A 17,987-nucleotide genomic window follows, 5' to 3' on the forward strand; every position below is an offset into this window, starting at 1 on the left:
GAGGGAGATTGATCAGGCCCGTCTGGATACGGCGACCGAACAGGTTCGCAAAGCCATTGCCGATCGAAAGGATAGGCGAGTGTTCCGATGGAGAAGGTGACTGAGCACCATTTGCAGATTAAAGAATTTAGGAAGAGAACCATGTCGAAAGAATCAATGAACAGCTTCGCCGGGAAATGGGCTCTGATCACCGGGGCTTCGAGCTGCCTTGGCCTTGAATTCGCAGATCTACTGGCTGCGCAGAAAGTCAATCTCGTATTGGCGGCCCGACGGCAGGAATCGATGGAAAAGCTTGCCTCCGATCTCCGCCAGAAATACGGGGTGGATGTGCTGGTCGAGGCGATCGATCTTGCCTCGCCGGGCGCGGCCAGCCGCTTGAAATGCAGTCTCGACGCAAAGTCGCTGACCATCGACATCTTGCTGAACAATGCCGGATACGGCTTGCACGGCGACTTATTGGAAACACCGATCGAGTGCACCGTGAACCTGATCCAGTTCAACATCACGACGCTCACAGAGCTGACCTATCTCTTTGGCCTCGATATGGCCAAGCGGCGATCCGGACATATACTTCTCGTCGCTAGCCTCATGGCCTTCCAAGCCGTTCCCAGCTACGCAGCCTATGCGGCGACCAAGGCATATGTGCTCGCCCTTGGCGAGGCAATACACAACGAACTCCGCCCACATGGTGTGATTGCTACCACTCTCTGCCCAGGGCACACCGAGACAGGCTCCGATGCTGCAGCCGGCGCAACCACATCAGCCTTGTTGCGCCTCCTCACCATGAAGTCCCGCCCGGTCGCCGCGAGCGGTATTCAGGCGTTGTTGCAAGGAAAGGCGATGGTAGTCGCGGGTTTGGCGAACAAGATAGTAGCCTTTTCAAATCGTTTGGCGCCGCAATCAATGCAAAGAGCCAGGCTGAAAAGAATCGTGGACGCTTAGCTCCTGGAGCGCTGGCGTTTGGGGTCCCTCGAGCAAGCGGAGGCTCTGGCTGCGATGCGCGTTTTGACATCGGACAGCCTAGTTAAAAGCGAATTCAGAACAGGTAGATATCATGGCAGAGCAAAATGCCGATCGTGTCGGCGACTGGAATGGCCAAAGCGGGAAGCGCTGGGCCGCAAACCAGGCCCGGCTTGACGCTATAGTGGCGGTGTTCGGCCAAGCCGCGATCGAAGCCGCCGCGCCCGCGAAGGGCGAGCGCGTGCTGGACGTCGGCTGCGGCGCGGGCGCGTCGAGTCTGGTACTGGCCGCCCACGTCGGCCCGGGGGGGGCAAGTGCTGGGTGTGGACATATCCGAACCACTGATCGATCGGGCGCGCGCGCTTGCACCACAGAATACGCCGGCCCTGTTCCAAGTGGCCGACGCCAGCAGCGCCGAGTTGCCAGAGAGCGCGTTCGACATCCTGTTCTCGCGTTTCGGCGTGATGTTCTTCGACGATCCGACAGCGGCGTTCGTCCATATGCGACGTGCGTTGCGGCCGGGCGGGCGGGTCGCTTTCGTCTGCTGGCGCGGCGTGGCCGAGAACGATTGGGTGCGCCTGCCGATGGGCGCGCTCAAGGGCATCCTCCCGCCGAGCGCGCCGCCAGACCCCGAAGCGCACGGCCCATTTTCGTTCGGCGACCGGGGACGTGTGTCGCGCATCCTGACGGCAGCCGGCTTCACCGATATCGCTATCGCGCCCTTCGATGCTTTCGTCCCGTTTGGTGAGGGCAGGACGAGGGACGCTGCGATCGACGACGCGGTGAAGATGACGCTCGAGGTCGGCCCGCTGTTGCACGTGCTTGCTGATCAGTCCGACGACATCCGCGCCCGCGCGTCGGCCGCGGTTCGCACCGCCTTCGCGGGCCTCCCCGGCGAGCGGTCGGTGATGATCAACGGCGCGGCGTGGATCGTCACGGCACGCAATTCGGCAAGCTGACAGGGATTAATAGGGGAGACGTCCTCGCTCGGTGGAACTGGGCGTCTTTGGGCGCTCAGATTGATGTCCCTTCTGGCCGATGACCTGCCCCCCGAACGATAGCGCGGAGTGACCGCTTCACTCCGACAGCGGTCGTCACTGCTCAACTTGCGTGGAGTCCGCTTGGGGTCGCCTGCACTCAGTGATGAATGGCTGCTTCCGGGAAACGCAACTTCAACGGCGGTTTTTCGGCGATGAACTTGAAAAGATGGCTGTCGTGTCGCGACCCCAAGCAGCCATCCGAACCTCCCTGAGCCGTCATTCAGGCACGCCGGGCTTCCGCTAATTTTGCCGCTCGATAGCTGTCTTCCGTGATTTCATACACTCGACCATCTCCGGCCGTTCGCCGGCGTGGGCCCGCGGACACTCAAATGGCCGTTCCGCACCAGGCAGTGGACGGTTACGCGCCCCGCGGGCCCATCCCCGGGAGTAGGGGGAAACTTTTCAAAGACGAGCAGTACACCTCAATCGGTCTATAAAGTTGAATTATTAAATATTGTTAATATTCCGATGTAATCGATTAGGCAACCATACAATGCCATCGCGAAATGACTCTATCCGAGGGTACCGATGGCCAGCGACGCGAAATCACGGCATGCGAAGCCTGCTGCTTATGCAATTCTGCTATTTCCTTTCCTGGTTTTTCAGGCCGCATGCATGAGCACTGCGCACGCGGCGTGTACGACAACCGGACAATCGACGATCTGTGATTCGAGTGCGCCGAATCCGACCACGTCGACGATCGGCAATGGTAACGTCGCGAGCGAAGACAACCGAACCGTGACAGTCCAGAACGGTTCGAGTGTCGCGGTGGGCGATGAAAACGCGATTAGCGTGCGCGATAACGCGAACGTCACGGTTCAGTCGGGCGGCACGGTCAGCGCCACCGGCGTGAGTTCCAGCGGGCTCTATGGCACCGGCGCGGACACCATCGAGTTCGCGAACAACGGCCAGTTGACGGTCCAGCAAAACGGCCAAGTGCTCTCGCTCGGCACCGAGACATCCGCCGAAGCGGTCAATCTGGAAGGCAGCGGCAATACCATCGTCAATGACGGATTGATTCGCGCGGATCACGCGGCGGCCATTTGGTTTCAGAACCTGAGCGGCACAAATACGATCATTAATAATGCGACCGGTGTCATTCAAGCCCCGGGCGACGTCATTGGCGCCAGCGGCAACGGCGCGGTCGATTTCACCAATCGTGGCCAGGTCATCGGCAACCTCGTCTTCGCCGGGGGCGACGATACGCTGCGCCTTTATACCGGCTCGACGATCACCGGCAATATGGACGGCGGGGGCGGCACCAATACCGTTTATCTCAACGGCACCGGCACGGCGAGCCTGCCCGGCAACTTCACCAACTTTCAGACCCTTTACAAGGCGGATTCCGGCACTTGGTCGCTCACCGGCACGATCACGGGGGTGACGCGGGCCGAAGTGCAGGGCGGCACGCTAGCGTTGACCGGCAATAACAGCAACTACACGGGCACCGTGATCGTCGATCCGGCCGGTACGCTCCAGGCGCGCGCGCAAAGTTTGCCGCCCTCGGTGCTCGACAACGGGCTGGTGCGGTTCGCGCAGCCGGACGCCGGCACTTACACGGGCGCGCTGTCCGGCACCGGCGCGGTCGAGAAGACCGGGCAGGGCACCTTGACGCTCGCGCCATCTGGGGCCAACGGCAACACCTACTCGGGCGGCACGACGATTTCGCAGGGCACGCTGGCGATCGGCGCCGACGCCGCGATCGGCGCGGCCAGCGGGGCGCTAGTGTTGAATGGCGGGACGCTGCAGGCCAATCAGAATCTGAGTCTTGCACCTACCCGCGCGGTCTCAATCACGAGCGCGAACGGCACGATCGATACGCAAGGATTCACGATACAACTCGGACAGGGTATCAGCGGCGCGGGCGCGTTGACCAAGGCGGGCAGCGGTACGCTGGTGTTGAGTGGCGCGAACACCTATACGGGCGGCACGACAGTTTCCGCCGGCACATTGCAGCTTGGCAATGGCGGCACAAGCGGTAGCATCGTCGGCAACGTGACCGACAATAGCACGCTGGCATTCGATCGGTCCGACGCGACGCTCTTCAGCGGCACGGTATCGGGCAGCGGTTCGCTGGCACAGACAGGCAGCGGTACGACTGTGTTGAGCGCGGCGAATGCCTATACGGGCGGCACGACAATTTCCGCCGGCACATTGCAGCTTGGTAACGGCGGCACGAGCGGCAGCATCGTCGGCAACGTGAGCGACAATGGCACACTGGTGTTTGATCGCTCTGACGCAACGACTTTCAGCGGCACGGTATCGGGCAGCGGCGCGCTGGTTCAGGCAGGCAGCGGTACGACTGTGTTGGATGCGGCAAACACCTACTCGGGGACGACGACGGTGTCGGCCGGTGCGCTCGCGGTCGGCGATTCGGCGCATGCAAGCGCTTCGCTCGGCACTGGCGCAACCCAGGTGGCCGCCGGCGCGACGCTCGGCGGCTACGGCAGCGCACCTGGCAGCGTGATCAATCTCGGCACGCTGGCGGTCGCCAGTGCGATGCCGGCATTCGCCGGCAACACCAGCGGGACTTTTACGATCGGCGGCGATTTGTCGAACACCGGCTTGCTGCAAGTGGGCGCTGTGGCCGGCCAAACCGGCAACACGTTGAACGTTCGCGGCAATTACGTCGGCGCGTCGGGCACGCTCGCTATCAATACGGTACTCAACCAAGGGGGCGCGGCAACACAAACGGACACACTCGTCATCGGTGGCAATGCCAGCGGCACTACCGGCATCCAAGTGCAAGGCACGGGAAGCGGCGCGCAAACCGTGGGCGACGGAATTCGCGTCGTTCAAGTCGGCGGCACATCGGCGTCCGGCGCATTTCATCTTGCCAGCCCGGTCCAGGCGGGTGCCTATCAATATCTGCTTTACCAAGGCGGCGCCACCCCGAGCGACTGGTATCTGCGCTCGAAACTCCTAGCACAGCCCGGCGGCGGCTCGGGATCGACGCCCGGATCGAGCTCGCCGGCAAACTCCGATCCGGCCACCGCGCCGACGGCGTACCGCCCGGCAGTGGTCGGCTACTCGTTGACGCCTCTGCTCAACGCGGATTATGGGTTCTCGATATTGAGCCGCCTGCATGAACGGGTGGGCGACATCGCGGCGATCGAACGAGCCCAGCCCGCCCATCGCGATGGCGTGTGGGCGCGGGTCGCCGGCCAGAACCTGACCATGAACGGCAACGACCGCTTCTCTGCCCAGGCGCGAACCTATTTCGCGCAATTCGGCAAGGACTGGACGCTCGCGCATGACGATGCCGGCGGCAGCACGCACACCGGCGCGATGGTCACGCTCGGCACCGCGTCGTCGACCTTCGATGACAGCCAGCGCGCCATCAATGCGGCGCTTACGTCCCGCGCCGGCTCGCTGACGATGCAGGCGCAGTCGATCGGCGGCTATTGGACACGCTATCTGCCCGACGGCACCTACTTCGACGGCGTCGCGCAATTGACCCACTATCACGACAAATATAGCGACGTCTATGGCGGCGGCGCGACTCAGAATGGCTTAGGCGCGGGCGTGTCGGCCGAAGCCGGCAAACCATTGCGGCTCGGCGTGTCGTCGCTCGCCATCGAGCCGCAGATGCAATTGCTTTATCAATATGTGCATCTGAACCCCTTCAGCGACAGCGTATCGGCCGTCTCGGGCAATACGTCGAACGAATTGCGCGGCCGAATCGGCTTTCGTCTGTTCAGACCGAATCTGTCCAACGACGCCAAGACAGGTTATCTGACGCCCTACTTCACCGCCGATATTCTGCGCGACTTCATCTCGCCGGGACAGGTCGTCGTCGGCGATACCTCATTCGCAGAATCTCCGGCGAAAACCTGGTACGAACTCGGAGTCGGCGCGACCGCGAGCATGGGCAAGGCGTCGATGTTGTATGTCAACCTCAAATACACACACAACCTGGGCGGCGAGCGGCGGCGCAGCGTGTTCGGTCAAGTGGGCTATCGTTATAGCTGGTAACGCGTTAGTGGTCTGCGTCAAGCGCGGTGCATCTTATTCGCCATGCTCCTGGCCCGCGTGACATTCACCAGAGCGGCGAAAGCTCTTGCCTTCCCGGTGAACGGTTTCGGATGACGACTCTGCTCCTCCGCGCTGTGTTCGATCATGCAGACCGAATCATGTGTCGAGCGAAACGCTGTGTGTCGCACCTTGTACTCTGTTCGGCCACGAAGGGAACGTTAGGCCGTGTTGATGAGTCACCGGTGGGCGCCGAATGCACGTGGAAACGCGGATGCTTGGCCATCCACCGGATAGACATACCTCGGTGTAGATCGTCGTCGGAGACAACTCGATGACCCGGCCCGAATTATGAGTAATGCAGGATTATCTCTTGCCTAGCCGGATGCGTACACGCGCAGCGACCGGTGTGTCTTCGGAAACGGCCTTTTCATGTCGATCTTGGCGAGTGGCTCAAACGGGTCGCCTGCGCTCAGTGATGAATGACCGCTTCCGGGAAACACAACTGCAACGGCGGCTTTTCGGTTGTGAACTTGAAAAAAAGGCCCGCTGCCTGAACGGGCTTTCTTTGCTGCCACATAAGTTCCAGGTAACTTCAATTAGTCTGATCGTTATCGACCAATTTGAATCTCAAAAATAAGACCAGACCCAATTGCGACCAGAACATAGTCACCACCGATGCCGACCCAATGATAGCCACGTGGCGGACGACGCAGTCCATAGCTACGCCAATCATTGATGACGTATTGACGATTACGGTACTCGTTGGGCAAACGCTCGCCCTTGTGCCAGCCACGCGGGCCTGAGTCTCGTTCGCCCCGCGCCAACCCCTGATCATGGCCGGCGGGGCCGCCCTGATGTCCATAGCCGGGGTTCTCTCTGCGGTGACCTTGTTCCTGGCGAAATCCGTCTCCTTGGCGATCGTTACCGGGACGGCCTTGAGCGAACACAGAAAGCGAGAGGATTACGCTGGCGCATACCAGCGCTGCGGCAATTGAATTGATAATTTTCATGATGATTCCTTCCGTTGTGCCGCACGAACCATCCACATGATTGCGGGTGGTCTTCCAGACTAAGTAAGCGATTGGTGGAAATCGTCGGCATCGACAAGTCAGGTCAGCGTCCGCGAGCAAAGGGATCAGCCTCCACCTGTAACGTATTGTTCCGACAGATTGCCGAGACCAACGCATCACTATCGCGATCCACACTACGCCTGCGGCGGCATGGCGGTCGGTGCGCCAGCGAACATACGCGGTGCGATGAGATTGCCCCATTATCGGCCGCGCACTGGCGTGGCAGAAGCCTCAGTTCTTCGCATCGAGACGAAATCTCGATTCGAGTTTTTCCGCCGCAGTGATGTCGACAAAGGTAATGACGGCATCATTGATGACGTTATTGAACCAGCGGTAGGCCATGGACGCGCACCGCGAATCACCCGCCGTCATTGGTGACGGTCTGTTTTCCCGACGGAACCAAGATGCGTAATATCTCGTGCGCGTCTACATGCAGCGTCGGGTATTGCAACGAGGTGGTGAGATTGCTGAGGGGGCGGCCGACTTCGCTTTCGCGCAGATTGATGATTCTTGGCGTGAGGTCCATCTTAGGCGGCAGTACGCCCTCCACATTGGGGATAATCGGGCCTATGGTTTCGTATTCGGTGGGATGAACACGGATGATTTTTTAGGGGGCCAGATGGGAGAGCGGAGAGACTGCTAGCGTTCACTGACGGCGTTGTGGCCGTCACCATGGGCCTGTCATTAATTTCGTGTTCAAGGCATATCTTCTCCTGGGGAGGATGATATGCCTCGCAAACCGAAAACCAAGCCGGTAGATCTACCGGCGACCCCCGCCGAGTTGCTCGGGTAGTTCGGCAACGGCCCGATGACGGCCGAAGCCCATCAATGCTACGACACAGGCGCTCAAGAAAGCGCTGATTGAGCGGGCGTTGGCAGGCAAGATGAATCATCTCGTCGGCTATCCTATCGGTGTGGCCAAGCCGGCCAACGCCACGAATCAGCTCCTGTTCGCTTAATCACCTCGACCGCTTCACCGACAACTTCCGAACGGCCGGAGTTAAAAACCGAGAGGGCTCATCAAAGCGCTGCCCGGACGGAGCGTGATGATACGGCGCGTGAAACAAATGCAAGCGCTGGCGGGCACGGGTGGCTGCCACATACAAAAGCCGTCGTTCCTCGTCCAGTTCACCCCGCGCCATCTCCCGGTAGAAGGGGATCGATCCGTCCGTCACGCCTGCGATAATCACGTGATCCCACTCGTCGCCCTTTGCCCCGTGAATCGTCGATAGCGTGACTGGCGTTTGCTCCTCGAGTTGCCTGATCGTCGACCTCAATTTCTTGACTGAATTAAATTGACTGCTGATGGCGTCCCAGCGCCCCAGCTCAATTCGGATCGGCTTGACATCTTCGTTCGCCACTCTCATCAGTCGCAGGTAGATCTTCTTGATCGCTACGTACCGCCCGGCAAACGTCGGGGCACGCGCTGCTTCCATAAACCGTCGACGACAATCGGCTAAAACCTTAGCCGGCACCCCACCGTCGACGAATGCCGCCAGCTTATCCTCGATTTGCTTGCGTTGCTCCGCATCGGGCTTTGATAGTTCCCGCATCCGCATATAGCTCCGATTCAACAGCAGCAAAAGATCAAGCATCCGGTGCGTGTGCTCGATCAAACGTTCCTCGTAGCGAGGCTGCGTCGCGTAACCAGCGGAGCATAGCAACGCCTGGTCGATCGCCCGCAACTGCGCCTTGGTACGCCCCAGAATGGCAATCTCGTCGGGTGAGACACCCGAGGCCATCAACTTGCCAACTAGCGCCACAATCTCATCCTCCTGTTTCACCGTCGATTTGCAGCTGGTTAAGGTCGGCCGCTCGCCGTCGTGGGCTCCCACGATCGACGTTTCACCTTCCAAAATGGCGTCGGCTAGCAAGGCAGTCTGGTGCGAGAGCCGAAACGATTTCGTCAGGGGCATCGTGTGAAAGCGGTCCGTCACATCACTCACATTATGAAATTGGGCACCCATAAAGCCGAAAATACTCTGCCGTGGATCGCCGAACATCATCACGTTCGGTATCTTCTCAACCGCAGCTGATAGCAGGCGCATTTGTGCAAGGCTCATGTCTTGGCACTCATCAACAAAGAGGTGGGTGTACGGCAAATCCAGCTTAGGAATTGCCATACGTCCTCGTCTGAGCATCTCCGCGTAGTCAAGGCGCTTCGCTTCCTTCAAACATTTTCGATAGGTCTTCCGGATTTCGCGGAGCTCGTCAAGCACTGGAGCGTACGACGTATAACGTGAGGCACTATCAGCAACCAGTCGTTTCGCGTCAGATGGAAACCCTTGCGTTGCTGATAGAAAATCCAACAAGCTACGTTGTTCTGTTTTGTCCTTCAAATCGATGCCCGTTGATTGCTTTACGCGCTTCCAGATCTTTCGCTCGCTCGCAATTGCTTGCTTCAGGCAACTAGCGATTTCCGTGGGAGTTGCTACTTTGACGGATCGTCCATGTCGCTGCTTCACCAAGGATTTACCAAACGCGTGGAACGTCTTGATGGTGATCTTGGAACCTAGACGCTTGCGTAATACATCGACAGCGCGGTTAGAGAAACTCAAAACTAATATGGCGTCAGGAGATACGCCAGAAGCCAACAATTGGCTAACGCGTTTACTCAACGTGTGCGTTTTTCCTGATCCAGCTACCGCAGGTACGTAAACACGTTTCTTCTCCGTTTGAATGATCGCTGTCTGTTCTTTCGTTAGATTGTATTTCATGGTGTTTATCCAAAAATTGGAGAGCACACATTGACCAGGATGTTGCGAATTTGTAGGGTGCAACGATGAGGTCGATGTGCTCAAAAATAGAGAAATCACAATGAAAATTGCAGGAAATTGCGCTTCTCACTGTGATGAGGATGGTTTTTATTAAAATAAATTACGCGTATGTATCATTGAAAAAACTTATCGCCTGCGGTGTCTGGCGACGTGTGGCTAGCGCACCGCCGGTTTGGTCAAAAAGTGCCGGTTATCGATGGGCTCCAAAATCGGCATGATTTCTCGACGCTGCAAAATGCAGTCCTGCAGGATGAACCCGCCCTGATAGGCGTGTACCTTGAGAAAGACATCTGCGCGTTGACGGAATGAGGCACTAGATACGTCCTGATTTTCCGGGTCTAAGATCCGACCGAGGTTTTTCTTTGAGCTAAAGCGAACGAGGTTCAAATGCCTGGGCCAGAATCCGTGGAAATCGAATGCCGCGCAGTCGCCAATGGTGAACAAGCCGATGCAGTTGAGTTTCGGTGAGCCAAAGCGATATTCCAGATGGCAGCATGGCAACTTTTTACCGCGAGCCAGCTTGCTGAATTTGTCGGCGTAAATCACGAAGTTCCGATTGAATTTCCCGTGGGTTTCCGACGCACGTGGACCGTAATAGGCCGTGCTTTTCTCGAACTTGACCGGGTAGCGAGAATGCTTCAGATAAAAGTGCTGGAGGATGTATTGCTGCAACTGAGCGGCATCATCCTGACTAGCGGCAATCCAATCGATCGCGATCTCGGCGTAGGCAATTTTCGTAGCATATTTGCCGCAGAGAACACGGGGGAGCGCGCGCAGTCCATCCACGTAGGGCTGATGAATTCTTATCTCCGTTTGCCAGTAAGCGTGATAAGACACAGATCGCGTTTTGATTGTGACCTTGCGGCCAAGTCTGTTACGGATGGATCTCGGAATTTTCGGTTTTGGGTGATTCACCCAAAGCGTGATGCGATCGAACCCGACAACGGTTTTGCGAATCAGGGAGAGCGCATCCTGGGTAGCTGCGGGCAACCTGCTGTATGACGTTGAGCTATTCATATCGGTCTAAATGGAAATCGTGCAAGCGAGGGCGGATAGCGTGCGCAAATAAACGCAGCACTCGCGGGATACGCGCTTGCACGGAGGTTTGAACAGAGAATGACTACGAGATGAAACTAGGTACTGCCGCTGAGCGATTCGTCGAAGGCGATAGGGCGCAGCATGAAACGCGGGGATCTTGAGTTACAGCTGAAGCGGTGATGCTGATCGGAAGCCGAGCGAGATTATTGTGGCGTGTGACGCATTTTTCGGTCTCGCTTCGGCACCGGGTTGTCGCGCGCTTGAATTTTGCTTTCCATCCAGCTGTGCACTTCACTGAGAATCCATCGAACTGAAGATGCGGAGCAGGTGGGTGACGAACACGTCGCCACAGGCTTGGGAAAATGCCCGGATGACATCGCCTGATAAATCCATGAGCGCGACATGCCGGTGATGCGCTCGACTTCCTTGCGCGTGATAAAGATAATCGGGAAATTGTCGATTTCTACTGCTGAAGGACTGACGTCAAATTTTTTCTGCATAGCAAAATCCAATTGAGGCGGAACGGCGTGCCTCGGTCCGGTATGACACGATTTGGTGCGCATACGCGGTGTATTTACTGATCGCTGATCGGGGCGCAGAAAAATTTCCAGATAATCTCTGCAAATATATGATAAATAAGGAGAAAATAGTTTGATACAATCGAAAAATACGCTCAGTTTACAGGCTAAAGGGGAGCTGAAAATCAAAAGTAGGGTTTTACGCTTTCGCGCCGAGTGGTTGCTGAAAATTCAGAAAATTGCAGCGCGGGAAATGCTGTTCGAAACAGCTAGCGGAACGGTTCGCCGCGTCTACTTGGTGAAAAAAAAATATTCCGAGATAATTGATGCGTTTGCTCTGAAGAGGCAACACGTCGATGCAAAAGTGGTTCGCTTTTTTGAACAGTCGGGAACGCGCAGACCTCCGGGATTATGGATGCCCGCGCTCGTGCGAGAGGCGATTGGCGTAAGGGTCGTGTCCTCGCCAGCGATATCTCAACACAAGGTGCCGATTAGGCGCTTGAGGGAATTCGGTATTACAGACAGTGTGGACGATCTGAAAAAAGTCAATTATGTCGAACGTCGATCATCCGGCAAACGGTATCGGCTGCAGGTGAGGGCGAAAGATTCAGAAACGCGGGTTGAGCGGACGTCGGAAATCGCGTTAACTGAGTGGGCAGTTCTGGAGATAGCGGCGAGGCTCAATAATCCGGGTAATCAGTTGCGGGAAATAGATCGAGTCTCGCGTCCTGGCGGCGAGGATTGTGAGTTTTGGGCGAAGAAACATCGTAAGACGCTAATTGCCATTGATCAGAATGGTACGAGACTTTATGCGCGTCGCGATGCGGGGCACGATCAAGGCGATGAGGACGATGACACACCTCTTAAGGACTCTGATTTCGATTTTTAGACTGAACGAGAGTGCTCTGGTAGGCGAGATCACAACCCGCCCTTGGTCAGCCGACGACAACGACACCCATTTTCAAAGTATGGATTGGCAAATGAGGCTTCGCGCTGAGGGTGCGCTGCTTTTGCTGGATACCGCTTGTTCCGGCCATCGAGCCTACTGGCGCCGTGCTGGCCACTAACGCGGAGGGCTTGCTCGGTCCGAGCGGTGCCGAGCGGCAAGACCAGAAAGATGCGTTCCTGAATTTAGCTTGGATAACCAAAAAATGAGGAAAAGCTCGCTATGCCGGTGCCAGAGATCAAGGAAATCGACTTCCGCCAGCATGTCTCCCAAAATGGGAAGCAGATAATGTGGTTTCTCGGAGCAGGAGCATCACGCAGTTCCGGGCTTCCTACCGCAACAGATCTAACTTGGGACCTTAAGCGTCGTTACTACTGCGCCCAGGAAAATCAAGACGTTGTTGCACATGACGTCAGCAATCGATCTATCCAAGCCCGCATACAGGCATACATGGACAGCAGAGACTTTCCTCCTCTTTGGGATCCGGGCGAGTATTCCTTCTATTTCGAGTTGCTGTTCGGGAAAGATCATGCAGCACAGCAGAAATATCTCAATACCGCGCTTGCGACAGAGAAAATTTCTTCGACGATCGGTCACCGCGCGCTAGCTGCACTACTCCACCTTGGCCTTGCCCGGGTCATTTTCACAACCAACTTCGACGAGGTTGTCGAATCTGCTTACGCTTCGATTGCAGGAAAGAATCTAACCACGTTTCATCTTGAAGGTTCTTATGCCGCGCTTGAGGCGTTGAACGCAGAGAGGTTTCCGTTTTACGCGAAGGTTCATGGCGACTTTCGGTATCAGACGATAAAAAATCTCACTGACGATCTAATCCACAATGATCGTGAAATTCAGAAATGTCTTGTAGCCGCCGCCGCTCGTTTCGGAATGGTCGTCAGCGGATACAGCGGGCGCGACGGCAATGTGATGGCAATGTTCCGTGAGGCTATCGCACAGAACAACTCGTTTCCGTATGGCTTATATTGGACTGTGACACGCATATCTCGTGTCGAAAAGCCAGTGTGTGAGTTGATGGACTACGCACACAGCAAAGGCGTTAAAGGCGGGATCGTCGAAACCGGTACGTTCGATGAGATGCTGGTGAAAATCTGGCGATTAGTCGCCGGAAAAAATCCTGACATTGACGCAAAAGTAAGAAGCGCGACGGCTAGTCAGGTGAGGATTCCACTACCTCCTGCCGGCACGACGTACCCCATTCTGCGGATGAACGCGCTTCGAATCGCAGGGTTTCCGAGGACCTGCGGCGCAATCGATTATGTCGGAGCTTTGGACGTTGGGCAGTTGAAAAGCGTCTTGTTCGAGAAGCAACCTCCCTGCTCGGTTTGTTACACGGATCGGATCCTGTTCTGGGGATGTGGCAGGGAACTCGCCAAGATTTACGAGCCAGACCGTGTGAAGTCAATTTCGTCATTCGAGATCGACGATTTTGTTTGTGCAATTAACGCTTCGACTTACTTCAAGTCGATGGTGGAACAAAGCGTTGCGACCGCGCTGGTAGCTGACAAGCCTCTCCTGCCGCGTAAGCGGAGCAAGACTTGGTACGCCATCATCGACCACGAGGAGGCCGACAGCGATGCTTTGAAACCTTTGCGAGAGGTCCTTTCCTGGAAAGATCGGGACGGAACGGTTCGCAACGGCATTGTTGACGGCCGGGTTCCTGGCCTCAAAGATGTCTATTGGGCAGAGGCCGTTTCGTTAAAGGTTGAAGAGCGGAACGGACAGTTGTGGTTGCTGCTACAACCTGATATTTGGATTTCTCCAAACAAGATGCGCGAGGAAGCCACCGACTTCCTCTACAAGAAGAGGATCCGTCGGTATAACAAGCAAGCTTTCGAAATTCTAAGTGCTTGGATCCAGATTTTTCTCGGAGGCGTCGGGAAGGGAGACGCGAGCGTTGTCGCGTACAAAGGCACCGAACATCCCGCGGAATTCCAAATCAGCATGCGCTCCGCATTCAGCAAGAGGAGTGACTAAAATGGCTAATGATCCAAACGCGCTACCTGCCAATTCCATTCTACCGGAACCGCGCCTGCTCTTTGCGAGCGGAAAGACTCACGCTCATCCGCTGCGCGGTCTGGTCGATCATGGCCCATACAGCCTTGACATCGGCGCGCCAAATGTAGTCCGACTTGCTTATCTGGCGCCAAGCGATCTCTTTCCTAGGCTAGACGCGCTTGCCGGCGAACTGATTAACAAACAGCAGGTACGCGAAGCTCCGAACTACTACATCGCATACGAGGGATTTGAGAAGGTCTTCCGAGCCCGGCTAGTACCACCGACGGAGGCTCTGCGCGTTGCTACTCCGAACGAGTGCAACGTCATTGCCGCTTCTGGGAACGGCAACGAGCTAGCCGACTTGATCTTGCAGGTAATTCTTCCGCTGCAGAAGCTCAAACATGAGTTTGACGTATTGATCGTCTATCTGCCCGCCGCATGGAAGGCGGCCTATCTATACGAAGGCTTCAATCTTCACGACAGAATCAAAGCGAAGGTTGCACCACTCAACATTCCGATCCAAATCATCAACGACACAATGTTCGAGCGCACATGTCGAGCACAGGTTGCATGGGGATTGAGCGTTGCTCTCTATGCAAAGGCAAGCGGAATTCCCTGGAAGCTCGCTGATTGGGACAAGGACGAGGCTTATATTGGACTCAGCTACGCCATCAAAAAATTTAAGGATGACATCGAATACAGTACTTGCTGCAGCCAGGTTTTCGACCCCGATGGCACCGGTTTCGAGTTTGTTGCTTACGATACGCGTGATTACACAACCGATCGTAAGGGGAATCCATACCTGACGTATCAGGAGATGCAGTCAGTGCTATCGAAGAGCCTGTTGCTTTATCAAAACTCACACAACGGGCGCTTGCCGAAGAAAATCTATGTCCATAAGACGACAGGCTTCACCGAGGATGAAATCCAAGGCGCGTTCGATGCCTTCGGATCGAAGATGGAGATAGAACTAGTTCAGATCGTGCGCGGGACCAATTGGTATGGGTTGAAGATTGACGGGCCGAACAAATGGAACAAGAACCCTGCTCCTGCTGGATATTGCGTTGATCGCGGCCTTTACCAGCCGCTCACCGAAAACGAGTGTCTGCTTTGGACGCAAGGAGCCATCCATGGCGTCAATCAACAGAAACCCAATCAACCGGTTTTCAAGGAAGCGCCGTTGAAACCTCTCCCTAAACCTATAATGCTGCGCCGCTTCTCCGGTGCTGGGGGATGGCATGCGACATGCGCGAGTATTCTTGCCCTCACGAAGGTTGACTGGAACAACAACACGCTATACAAGACGCTTCCGGTAACGCTCGTGTATTCGCAGGTCTTCGCCGAAGTGGTGAAGGAATCACCCAACATCGTGAACGATGTGTACGACTATCGGATGTTCATGTAATACAAATGCAACGAACGAATGTTGCCGATGACCGCTATTAGCAGCACCCAAGCACCGATAATGCTCCTGACAGAAATTGATGCTAACAACAAAATGATGAGCACCCTGCTTGCTGAGGAAGCCAGCTCAAAGCCGGCTAATGCCGCCGGTGAATTTTCTGGGAGAGCGCGTTCCAAATGAGCACTGACTGTAATACCAAAGAGCGAGAGCTCATGCGCGCAGCCCGCGTTCTGCGCGCGCTTTGGGAAGACGCGGACGAAAATCGCGACGACGAGCCGTGGTGTCACACACGGCTTTTGGAGTTGATAGTTAGGGATGAATACACGGTCGTCGGCCAATCGCTGGCCGCTGCGGAGGCGCCAAGACGGCGCCGTGAGCATGTGGTTCCGCTTCGATATCTCGCTGATTTGGTATTTAACGCCTTTAAGAATGGTCACTCACTGAGTGACGTGGCGAGCTTACTGGATAGGCTTCTGAAAATTGTCCGCGTGACATACGACGAGGCCCGACTGATCGACGCGATGCACGGCAAGGCGTCGATGCCCGATGGTTGGTTGGTGGAGTCCGGGGATCCGTTCGTGCGGCTGAGCGGCGCGGGTATTCAATTTCGCAAGACTCCGGGCTAGCTGACGCCGTTGATCATTCAGATTTGGGAACTGAAGAAGTCTCGCCCACTTCGTCGGCTTTCACCTCGGTGCGAGGAATGTCAAAAGCCCTTAACAGGTGTGTTAAGGGCTCTCGTTGCTCATCTGTAATTTCGGATGCATCTAGCCAGTCGTTGGCCGCAGACCCGATATCTAAACGCGTCGCCTCGTCGGTTGATGGTGCCCGTCCCGATTCAGAGAAAGCCTTGTGGAAAGCTACGAATGCCGCCCTTTCATACTATGGTGAGACGAAAATTTTGAGAACAACATCGTTGCTAGCCGTGGCCAACTGTCAACTGTCAATGAGTTGACCCCCGTTACTATCTTCATGCCCCGATAATTGGGGCTTTGGCCAGCCAGGCCCGGTATGATTCCTGCCCCCAGTCGCCCATGATCCGGGGGGTGTTGTCGCCGGGCCTGGTGGGTGGCTGGTGATCGCTAATAGGGGCTCGGCCAAGACATCCTTGAGGCCGTCCGTAACGTGGATGCCGAGACTCGCCACCGAGGTTGCAGGCCAATTCGTTCATTCCGCACATACTCCGATGCAAGAAGATCAACAACGTAATTCCGTCGACGTGTTCGTCGGCGTCGACGTCGGCAAAGGCCAGCATCACGCCGTCGCACTCGATCGGAACGGAAAGCGCCTGTACAACAAGGCGCTGCCCAACGACGAAGCCAAACTGCGTGCTCTTATCGCCGAACTCAAGACTCACGGCCAGCTCCTGTTCGTCGTCGATCAGCCCGCCACCATTGGGGCATTGCCAGTGGCCGTTGCCCGTGATGAAGGCGTACTGGTCGCCTATCTACCGGGGCTGGCCATGCGCCGCATCGCCGATTTGCACGCCGGCGAAGCCAAGACCGATGCCCGCGATGCCGCGATCATTGCTGAAGCCGCCCGCTCGATGCCGCACACGCTGCGCTCACTTCGACTGGCCGACGAACAGCTCGCCGAACTCACCATGCTGTGCGGCTTCGACGACGATCTGGCCGCCCAGATTACCCAAACCAGCAACCGCATCCGCGGCCTACTCACGCAGATTCATCCAGCGCTCGAACGCGTTCTCGGACCTCGCCTCGATCATCCAGCTGTCCTCGATCTGCTCGAGCGCTACCCGTCGCCCGCCACGCTTGCCGCTGTCAGCGAGAAGGCGCTTGCCAATCGCCTGACCAAGCTCGCTCCGCGCATGGGCAAGAGCCTGGCGGCGGAAATCGTTCAGGCGTTGAGTGAACAGGCCGTGATCGTTCCCGGCACACAGGCCGCCACCATCGTTATGCCTCGCCTGGCCCAGCAGCTCGCCGCTTTACGCAAGCAGCGTGACGAAATCGCCGCCGAAGTCGAACGACTGGTGCTTGCTCACCCTCTTTGGCCGGTCCTGACCAGCATGCCGGGAGTCGGCGTCAGGACCGCCGCTCGACTCCTGACGGAAGTCGCCCATAAAGCCTTCGCTTCGGCTGGCCACTTGGCCGCCTATGCGGGCCTCGCACCGGTTACCCGTCGATCCGGCTCGTCTATCCGTGGCGAGCATCCATCAAGACGCGGTAACAAGGTGCTCAAGCGCGCCTTGTTCTTATCCGCCTTCGCGGCCTTGCGCGATCCG

Annotated in this window: 13 protein-coding genes and 2 pseudogenes; 10 read left to right on the forward strand and 5 right to left on the reverse strand. The window is 56.8% G+C overall.

Annotation, left to right across the window (positions count from 1 at the left end; translation table 11 throughout):
- The first annotated feature begins 87 nt into the window (after positions 1 to 87).
- The 3 genes and pseudogenes from EPN80_RS08085 (at position 88) to EPN80_RS08095 (ending at position 5,975) form a co-directional block, all read left to right on the forward strand.
- A complete protein-coding gene (locus tag EPN80_RS08085; protein ID WP_293025616.1) occupies positions 88 to 942 on the forward strand; it encodes an SDR family NAD(P)-dependent oxidoreductase in 855 nt (284 codons plus the stop codon).
- Positions 943 to 1,054: 112 nt separating this feature from the next.
- Positions 1,055 to 1,919, forward strand: a pseudogene (locus EPN80_RS08090) (class I SAM-dependent methyltransferase).
- Positions 1,920 to 2,615: 696 nt separating this feature from the next.
- Complete coding sequence (locus EPN80_RS08095; protein ID WP_293025618.1) at positions 2,616 to 5,975, forward strand: autotransporter outer membrane beta-barrel domain-containing protein; 3,360 nt, start codon at positions 2,616 to 2,618, stop codon at positions 5,973 to 5,975.
- Between the two features lie 608 nt (positions 5,976 to 6,583).
- Here the strand turns inward: EPN80_RS08095 and EPN80_RS08100 are convergent.
- Positions 6,584 to 6,985 (reverse strand): RcnB family protein, encoded by a 402-nt coding sequence (locus EPN80_RS08100; protein WP_293025620.1) that lies wholly within the window; start codon positions 6,983 to 6,985, stop codon positions 6,584 to 6,586.
- Between the two features lie 418 nt (positions 6,986 to 7,403).
- On the reverse strand, positions 7,404 to 7,571 hold the full coding sequence (locus EPN80_RS08105) for a hypothetical protein (RefSeq protein ID WP_293025622.1): 168 nt from the start codon (positions 7,569 to 7,571) through the stop codon (positions 7,404 to 7,406).
- Positions 7,572 to 7,772: 201 nt separating this feature from the next.
- Between EPN80_RS08105 and EPN80_RS08110 the strand changes: the two are divergent.
- Positions 7,773 to 7,989: pseudogene (locus EPN80_RS08110) on the forward strand (IS256 family transposase); the annotation flags it as partial.
- Between the two features lie 15 nt (positions 7,990 to 8,004).
- On the opposite strand, the gene EPN80_RS08115 reads toward EPN80_RS08110, so the two are convergent.
- The 3 genes from EPN80_RS08115 to EPN80_RS08125 all read right to left on the reverse strand — a co-directional run bounded on the left by EPN80_RS08115 (position 8,005) and on the right by EPN80_RS08125 (position 11,360).
- Positions 8,005 to 9,762 (reverse strand): ATP-dependent helicase, encoded by a 1,758-nt coding sequence (locus EPN80_RS08115; RefSeq protein WP_293025624.1) that lies wholly within the window; start codon positions 9,760 to 9,762, stop codon positions 8,005 to 8,007.
- Between the two features lie 216 nt (positions 9,763 to 9,978).
- The gene (locus EPN80_RS08120; protein ID WP_293025626.1) at positions 9,979 to 10,839 is read right to left on the reverse strand and encodes a hypothetical protein; all 861 of its coding nucleotides are present in this window, start codon (positions 10,837 to 10,839) and stop codon (positions 9,979 to 9,981) included.
- Between the two features lie 224 nt (positions 10,840 to 11,063).
- Positions 11,064 to 11,360 (reverse strand): AlpA family transcriptional regulator, encoded by a 297-nt coding sequence (locus EPN80_RS08125; RefSeq protein WP_293025628.1) that lies wholly within the window; start codon positions 11,358 to 11,360, stop codon positions 11,064 to 11,066.
- Positions 11,361 to 11,511: 151 nt separating this feature from the next.
- On the opposite strand from EPN80_RS08125, the gene EPN80_RS08130 reads away from it, so the two are divergent.
- The 6 genes from EPN80_RS08130 to EPN80_RS08155 form a co-directional block, all read left to right on the forward strand.
- Entirely contained in the window at positions 11,512 to 12,267 is a 756-nt protein-coding gene (locus tag EPN80_RS08130) for a hypothetical protein (RefSeq protein ID WP_293025630.1), read from the forward strand.
- 279 nt (positions 12,268 to 12,546) lie between these two features.
- Complete coding sequence (locus EPN80_RS08135; protein WP_293025632.1) at positions 12,547 to 14,319, forward strand: SIR2 family protein; 1,773 nt, start codon at positions 12,547 to 12,549, stop codon at positions 14,317 to 14,319.
- 1 nt (position 14,320) lies between these two features.
- The gene (locus tag EPN80_RS08140; RefSeq protein ID WP_293025634.1) at positions 14,321 to 15,745 is read left to right on the forward strand and encodes a nuclease PIN; all 1,425 of its coding nucleotides are present in this window, start codon (positions 14,321 to 14,323) and stop codon (positions 15,743 to 15,745) included.
- Positions 15,746 to 15,772: 27 nt separating this feature from the next.
- Positions 15,773 to 15,925: a hypothetical protein gene (locus EPN80_RS08145; RefSeq protein ID WP_293025636.1), complete on the forward strand. Its 153-nt coding sequence runs from the start codon at positions 15,773 to 15,775 to the stop codon at positions 15,923 to 15,925.
- 32 nt (positions 15,926 to 15,957) lie between these two features.
- Positions 15,958 to 16,371, forward strand: a complete 414-nt coding sequence (locus tag EPN80_RS08150; protein ID WP_293025638.1) for a hypothetical protein — start codon at positions 15,958 to 15,960, stop codon at positions 16,369 to 16,371.
- Between the two features lie 560 nt (positions 16,372 to 16,931).
- The coding region (locus tag EPN80_RS08155) for an IS110 family transposase (protein WP_293025642.1) at positions 16,932 to 17,987 on the forward strand (1,056 nt) is incomplete at its 3' end.

This window comes from Pandoraea sp., from assembly GCF_004297875.1.
Classification (GTDB): domain Bacteria; phylum Pseudomonadota; class Gammaproteobacteria; order Burkholderiales; family Burkholderiaceae; genus Pandoraea.

Bases quoted from the DNA above. Each gene is read 5' to 3' on its own strand.
- EPN80_RS08085 (WP_293025616.1), top strand. From the start codon at position 88: ATGGAGAAGGTGACTGAGCACCATTTGCAGATTAAAGAATTTAGGAAG.
- EPN80_RS08095 (WP_293025618.1), top strand. From the start codon at position 2,616: ATGAGCACTGCGCACGCGGCGTGTACGACAACCGGACAATCGACGATC.
- EPN80_RS08100 (WP_293025620.1), bottom strand. From the start codon at position 6,985: ATGAAAATTATCAATTCAATTGCCGCAGCGCTGGTATGCGCCAGCGTA.
- EPN80_RS08105 (WP_293025622.1), bottom strand. From the start codon at position 7,571: ATGGACCTCACGCCAAGAATCATCAATCTGCGCGAAAGCGAAGTCGGC.
- EPN80_RS08115 (WP_293025624.1), bottom strand. From the start codon at position 9,762: ATGAAATACAATCTAACGAAAGAACAGACAGCGATCATTCAAACGGAG.
- EPN80_RS08120 (WP_293025626.1), bottom strand. From the start codon at position 10,839: ATGAATAGCTCAACGTCATACAGCAGGTTGCCCGCAGCTACCCAGGAT.
- EPN80_RS08125 (WP_293025628.1), bottom strand. From the start codon at position 11,360: ATGCAGAAAAAATTTGACGTCAGTCCTTCAGCAGTAGAAATCGACAAT.
- EPN80_RS08135 (WP_293025632.1), top strand. From the start codon at position 12,547: ATGCCGGTGCCAGAGATCAAGGAAATCGACTTCCGCCAGCATGTCTCC.
- EPN80_RS08140 (WP_293025634.1), top strand. From the start codon at position 14,321: ATGGCTAATGATCCAAACGCGCTACCTGCCAATTCCATTCTACCGGAA.
- EPN80_RS08145 (WP_293025636.1), top strand. From the start codon at position 15,773: ATGACCGCTATTAGCAGCACCCAAGCACCGATAATGCTCCTGACAGAA.
- EPN80_RS08150 (WP_293025638.1), top strand. From the start codon at position 15,958: ATGCGCGCAGCCCGCGTTCTGCGCGCGCTTTGGGAAGACGCGGACGAA.